The 5,107-nt window shown below is 63.4% G+C and carries 3 protein-coding genes and 1 pseudogene; 2 read left to right on the top strand and 2 right to left on the bottom strand.

Annotated features, from left to right (window positions below):
• Positions 1-101 precede the first annotated feature (101 nt).
• On the bottom strand, positions 102-1,988 hold the full coding sequence (locus ABZX12_RS42720) for a hypothetical protein (RefSeq protein ID WP_355701217.1): 1,887 nt from the start codon (positions 1,986-1,988) through the stop codon (positions 102-104).
• 1,122 nt (positions 1,989-3,110) lie between these two features.
• Here ABZX12_RS42720 and ABZX12_RS42715 point away from each other — a divergent pair.
• Both ABZX12_RS42715 and ABZX12_RS42710 read left to right on the top strand, forming a co-directional pair.
• A complete protein-coding gene (locus ABZX12_RS42715; RefSeq protein WP_355701216.1) occupies positions 3,111-3,734 on the top strand; it encodes a methyltransferase in 624 nt (207 codons plus the stop codon).
• Complete coding sequence (locus ABZX12_RS42710) at positions 3,731-4,246, top strand: hypothetical protein (RefSeq protein WP_355701215.1); 516 nt, start codon at positions 3,731-3,733, stop codon at positions 4,244-4,246. Before ABZX12_RS42715 ends, ABZX12_RS42710 begins: the two co-directional genes overlap by 4 nt.
• A gap of 168 nt (positions 4,247-4,414) precedes the next feature.
• Here ABZX12_RS42710 and ABZX12_RS42705 read toward each other — a convergent pair.
• Positions 4,415-4,567: pseudogene (locus ABZX12_RS42705) on the bottom strand (TraM recognition domain-containing protein); the annotation flags it as partial.
• Positions 4,568-5,107 lie beyond the last annotated feature (540 nt).

Raw genomic sequence — 5,107 nt, 5'->3', positions numbered from 1 at the left:
ACCAGTCCCCACTCACCTACGAAACCAGCACCGCCGCTACCCTCCCGTCAGCGGCGTAATCCACCACCGTGTCCACGAACCGGGGGTAAGGCCCGAGGCCCTCACCCTGCTTGCCATCCGAACTGAGTCATCGCGGGGTCGGGGTCCAGGTATCCCCAGTCGTGTGCATTGTCGCGGAGCGCCTCGAGGGCCAATGATCGTTCGGCGCCGCTGGTGAGCCACGAGGACGGCCAGGCTGACGCGCCCTGGGTCGGGCCGCGATCGCGGCCTGCGCCGAGCGGAGTCAAGTCGACAAAGTCCCCGATGGTCCAGGTTCGGCCACTAGGAAGCGCGCCGCGTGGCTCGATATGGATCTCGATGGCATCGACCATGGTGGTTCCGGGGATCACCAGGCTAACCGCTCCTCGCAAGTCGCTGGAACAGCGCCTGAGCAATCGTGTCCACCGGTCCACGACGTCGGCAAGGGTCAGCTCCGCGTCCTGGTGTTTCAGGATGACGTCGTCCGCGATGACCAGGATGTGGTCCGAAATAGACGCCTTTGTGAGCGTCAGTCGGTGCGATTCGTCGTGGCTCAGTCGGCGAATGAACACGGCGTGTGTCGTCGACTGATGGCTTCCTATGGAGTGTTCCCACGGTAGAGTTTCATCCACGTTGAGTTCTGTGAGAAAGCGCTTGCGATGCCGTGGCTCGATCTTGAAGGGCGCAGGCAAGGTGGGCCGGAGCACCTGAACGACTCGGAGGCAGAGGGCGCTGGCATCACAGCGGAACTCAAGAGGGTCGGCGTACTGGCTCGGATGATGCCTCGGCGTCAGGACCAGTCCTCTGCTCATTGCCTGCCTGCTGTCGTCGAGATGATCCATCTCATCCTCGGGGTCTTGAGCGAGTGCGCCAGCGAGGAATGGATGGATCTGTGCTGCGGTGATCGGGACGGAATCATCGTCGCGCCGGCTGACGATGGAGATGAAGGCACCCTCGGTCTTGCCGGCGGCGATGGCGCCGTGAACGAGGAACGGTCGCAGTCTTGCTGCTTGCTGTGGTACGTAGATAGCGAGGACACCGTCGGCGGTCTCGGCGAGCGTCACGAAGGTGACTTGCAGTCCGGCTACCTGCGGATAGACGTAGTTGTCGAGGACACTTCGCAGTCGACGCGCTTGCGCGACGGCCGCGGAGAACGGTGCGATCTGAGTGATTCGCTCGCCGCCGCCCGGCAGCCGCTTGGCTTTCACGCCGCACAGGAGCAAAGCGGACGTCCCACCGTTGGCAAGCCGCGCCACATCCTGCGCGGCCTCGATGCACGAAGCGCGATCGTCCAGCCGATACGCGTCGCGCTTCACCTCTAGCCACTGGCTCTCGCGTAGGCCCAGGAGGAGGTCGACACGCCCTCCGGTCACCAACGAAAATGCGCGGGCAGCGTCGAGATCGGCAACAGCAAGGGCACTAATCAGATGCTCGCTTGCGCGGACGACCTCTCCAAGCATGAGACGCCCCCTCTGACTAAGCCGCATCTCGACCGTCACAAGTTGTTTGGCGCTGATCCACTGTTGAATTTCGACGCCCGCGACGCTGAGGCCTCGCGGGAGACTCTTACGCGCCACGGCGACGATGTCATCGCGAGTGAACGCTGCCGCCGCCGGAACTGCACTTACGATGCGGACAGTCACGGCCCTGCCGATGTCGAGCTGGATCGGCAGGGCATCGCTGGTCAACTCCTCTCCACTCTCCAAGAGTGTTTTGAAGTCGTCGCCGGGCAGGCTCGTCAGGCGTACGTCGATCGACGCGTCATCCAACGCCTCTCGCGGATGCATTCCACTCACTTGCCTGATCAGGCCACGGACGGCATTCGCGATGTCGTTGACGCGTTCCTCTGCAAACCAGTCAATCGGAAGTATCGGATCGGCGCCGAGCGGTACGAGTTGACCCGTTGAGCTACGGAGGTAGTCATCGACAGCTCGCCCATAGGCCGGCCCACGATACAGACGAACTGTCATGTCTTAATCTCGTACGCACCGAGGCGGGATTATGGGAAGCATGCGGTGTCGTCGACCACGGACGTTCTGGCCAAGAAACGGCTGGAAGGCGCTCCATTGGAAGAGCGCACGGTCAAACACATCGCCGCGAAGGTGCCGCAGATCGGCACTCATCGCGGCGATGTTCCCTTTCTGAGGTGCGGGGCGACGTTCTCAGGGCCTCGCATCCTCTTGGGGAACTGGTCGCGCATGAGATACCGCTCCGCGGAGGCGACAGCAAGTGGCTTGAGGTACGCACCGATCGTGCCTGAGCCAGCCGCGGCCCGGGGGATGAAGAGCATGCCCTTTGCTCCCGATCCCTCCATCGCGGCTCGAGGAACGTAGACCATACCCTCTGCTCCCGGTACCTCCTCCGGCGTGCTGAGGTGGGGCTCGCTGATCGTGACCGGACTCGGCGCCAGCGATTGCACGGGCGTGGAGCTGGATGAGGTAACGCGCGCCGTGCTGGAAGCGAGACCTGGCCCGGCGACGTCACCGGTCGAGCACGCAGTAACCAGTGCGCCGACGGCCACAGCCGCCAGCACAGATGGCAGCAGCGGGCGGATCGTCGTCAGCCGACCACGAGACGCGATCTCAGCGAAGTTGGATCCAAGCAAGGAGACAGTCGATCCCGACTGTGACCGCCGAATCCGCTTTCCAGACCTCGCTGCCGGCTTCACGTCTGGCTGCGGCGCAGTGCGAGTGGATTCCAGAGTTGTGTATACAGATGCATCACCAGACCTCACGGCCCGATCTCTCCCATCATCGAACTCTCCCATCATCGAAGCTCGGCGCTGTGGCGGTTTCCACAGCGGCCCTGCCCGCAGCAGTCTTGGTATAAACCAAGTAGCCGTCCATCGGGCATTCGCCCTATCTCGTGCGCGTGCTCGAGACACGTGTCGCAAGACTTCCGTCATCGACAGCTACCCATGTACAGGCGGTCAGCTCGCCTCCTGCACGAGCGGCACCTGGCGCCGTCAGCGGATGCTCCGAGATGCTCGCGGCGCGGGCTGGGCCTGAGCGCGGACTGTCGGCGCCTGCCGAACGGCAATTACGGCAGATGCCCAATAGCTGATCGGCAAGCTTAGAGCGAGCGTTGTCGGCATGTCTGACAACGCGATCTCTGGCACGCTCAATGCGAGAACGTTACGCATGTACGAGGACTATGCCGGTGAGTACGCGCTCCGGGTTGGAGACCAACCTGATCCTGACCGCTGCCAGTGGCTACAGCGGCTGCGTAACGCCGCCGGGACGCGCGCCCGCATCCTCGAGGTTGGGTCTGGCGCCGGACGCGATGCCGACTACCTCGAGTCACTTGGATGCCATGTGCGTCGCACAGACGCATCTCAGGCATTCTTGGATCTCCAGACCGCACGGGGCCACCAGGCCCACCTTCTCAACGTCATCACAGACGATCTTGTGGCACCGAGCGAGCGCGGGTACGACGCGATCGTCGCGATGTGCGTCTTGATCCATGTGGACCGCCCCCTGCTCCCCGGGGTCCTGGCCAAGGCTCGCGAGGCTGTGCGCGCCAACGGATTGTTCTTGGTCAGCGTGCGAGAGGGCGTCGGCGACGAGCTCTCATCGACATGCTTCACATCGCTGTGGCGGCCCGGTGAGTTCGAGCTCCTGGTGATCGATTCGGGCTTCTTCATTGAGAGCACCGGACGCTACGAAGACTGCTTCGGCGACGTCTGGGGCACCCTCCTGTGCAGGCGTGTCTCGTGAGTACGCCTCCAGAAGAAGGTCTGGGGCGGATCTACGGCCGCAACGGCGTGCTCGCGATGATCGTTGTGATGCCAATCCTTGCTGCCTCGCTTGCCGCCGGCCCGGCAGTGATCGCCGCGGTCGGGAATCTTCTGGATCACGACGTGACTGCATTGCGAGTTGCGGGATTTGGCTGGGGCGCCGTCCCCTGGCTGATCGCCATCCCAGTGCTTGCCGCCCGCCTGACATGGTTCAGGGGCGCGGGCTGGATCTGGTTCCTCTGGATCGCCAGCGGACTGCTGTTGATTCCGCTGCGCGGCACCAAGCACCTCGACCCGATTGTCCACGCGGACATGAACCAGCTCGCGTTCAGCTGGCTTTGTGCCATCTCCGCGGCCGTCGTCGCCTGCATGATTTCGAACGTCTCCGCGATGGTGAAGGGCGGTCCCAGGGGCTTTGCGGCTCCGGCACTCGTCCTTGGCTGCTGGGTCGTCCTGTTCGTCCTCGGCGGGCTCGCGGCCTACTTCGGCTGATTCAACCAATCGACAGGAACCACGAGACTGGATCCAAATTGTCGAGCACAGCATCATCGGCACCGTTCGGCAGTTCTACAGCAGAGCCAGAAGAATGGGCCTGGCGCTCACGGTGACCGTGTCGACCAGGTCCGGATATCCCGATCGGCGGGTTGCCGCACACGGCAGCTAAATCTTGGAGGTCGCGGGCTTGGGCGGACCCGCCGAGGATGGGCGCAGGGTGGCCACATCCCATCTGGCGGCTGCGGTTTGTTCGCCCCAGAGCTCGCGTGCCTGAGCGAGGGATTGGATGACGAGGTGGATCGCCATGCCGGTACCACCGCTGTCGGCCGCGAGGCCAGGTCAACGACTCACTGGATCGGTAGGCCCACGCAGGCCTAAGTTGGCCGGATGCGCTCCGCGAGCACCATGGATGAACGAGGCGCGTGGCGGCTAGGCCGGCTGGGCGCACCCCTTGCCCACCGAAGCAGATGGAATGCCCGATCGCTCGTGGCCTCGCTTCCAAACAAGGCCGTGACGACAACCAGTGCCACGACGACAACTCCGCATCCGAGCACCATTGCCCCTGGGGCGGGCTCACGGTCGAGATCAAGCCCACGAACTCGCACTCTTAGGTGCCGGCAACCGACCTTGTGTCAGGCACAAATCTGACTGACGCTACTTACAGGATCGCATGATCGCTAGCCGAAGCTGCTGAAAATCGTCATGACAGCAGCCACGGTCCAGAAGGTGATAGCGACGTCGGTCGCCCACGTTTCTCAACCCCGGGCCCTGACCCCGGTTCTTGGACACGCTGAATCCAGCATCTGCTGGAGAAGCGAGAAGATTGAGAACTATGGCCCGTAAGAACTACTCCGAGCA

It is taken from the genome of Kribbella sp. NPDC003505 (genome assembly GCF_040610875.1).
Taxonomy (GTDB): domain Bacteria; phylum Actinomycetota; class Actinomycetes; order Propionibacteriales; family Kribbellaceae; genus Kribbella.
The sequence above is the reverse complement of the archived record's forward strand: the minus strand, read 5'-3'. Positions and strand labels throughout refer to the sequence as shown.

Coding starts and splice junctions, on each gene's coding strand:
- ABZX12_RS42720 (WP_355701217.1), bottom strand. CDS start 1,988: ATGACAGTTCGTCTGTATCGTGGGCCGGCCTATGGGCGAGCTGTCGAT.
- ABZX12_RS42715 (WP_355701216.1), top strand. CDS start 3,111: ATGTCTGACAACGCGATCTCTGGCACGCTCAATGCGAGAACGTTACGC.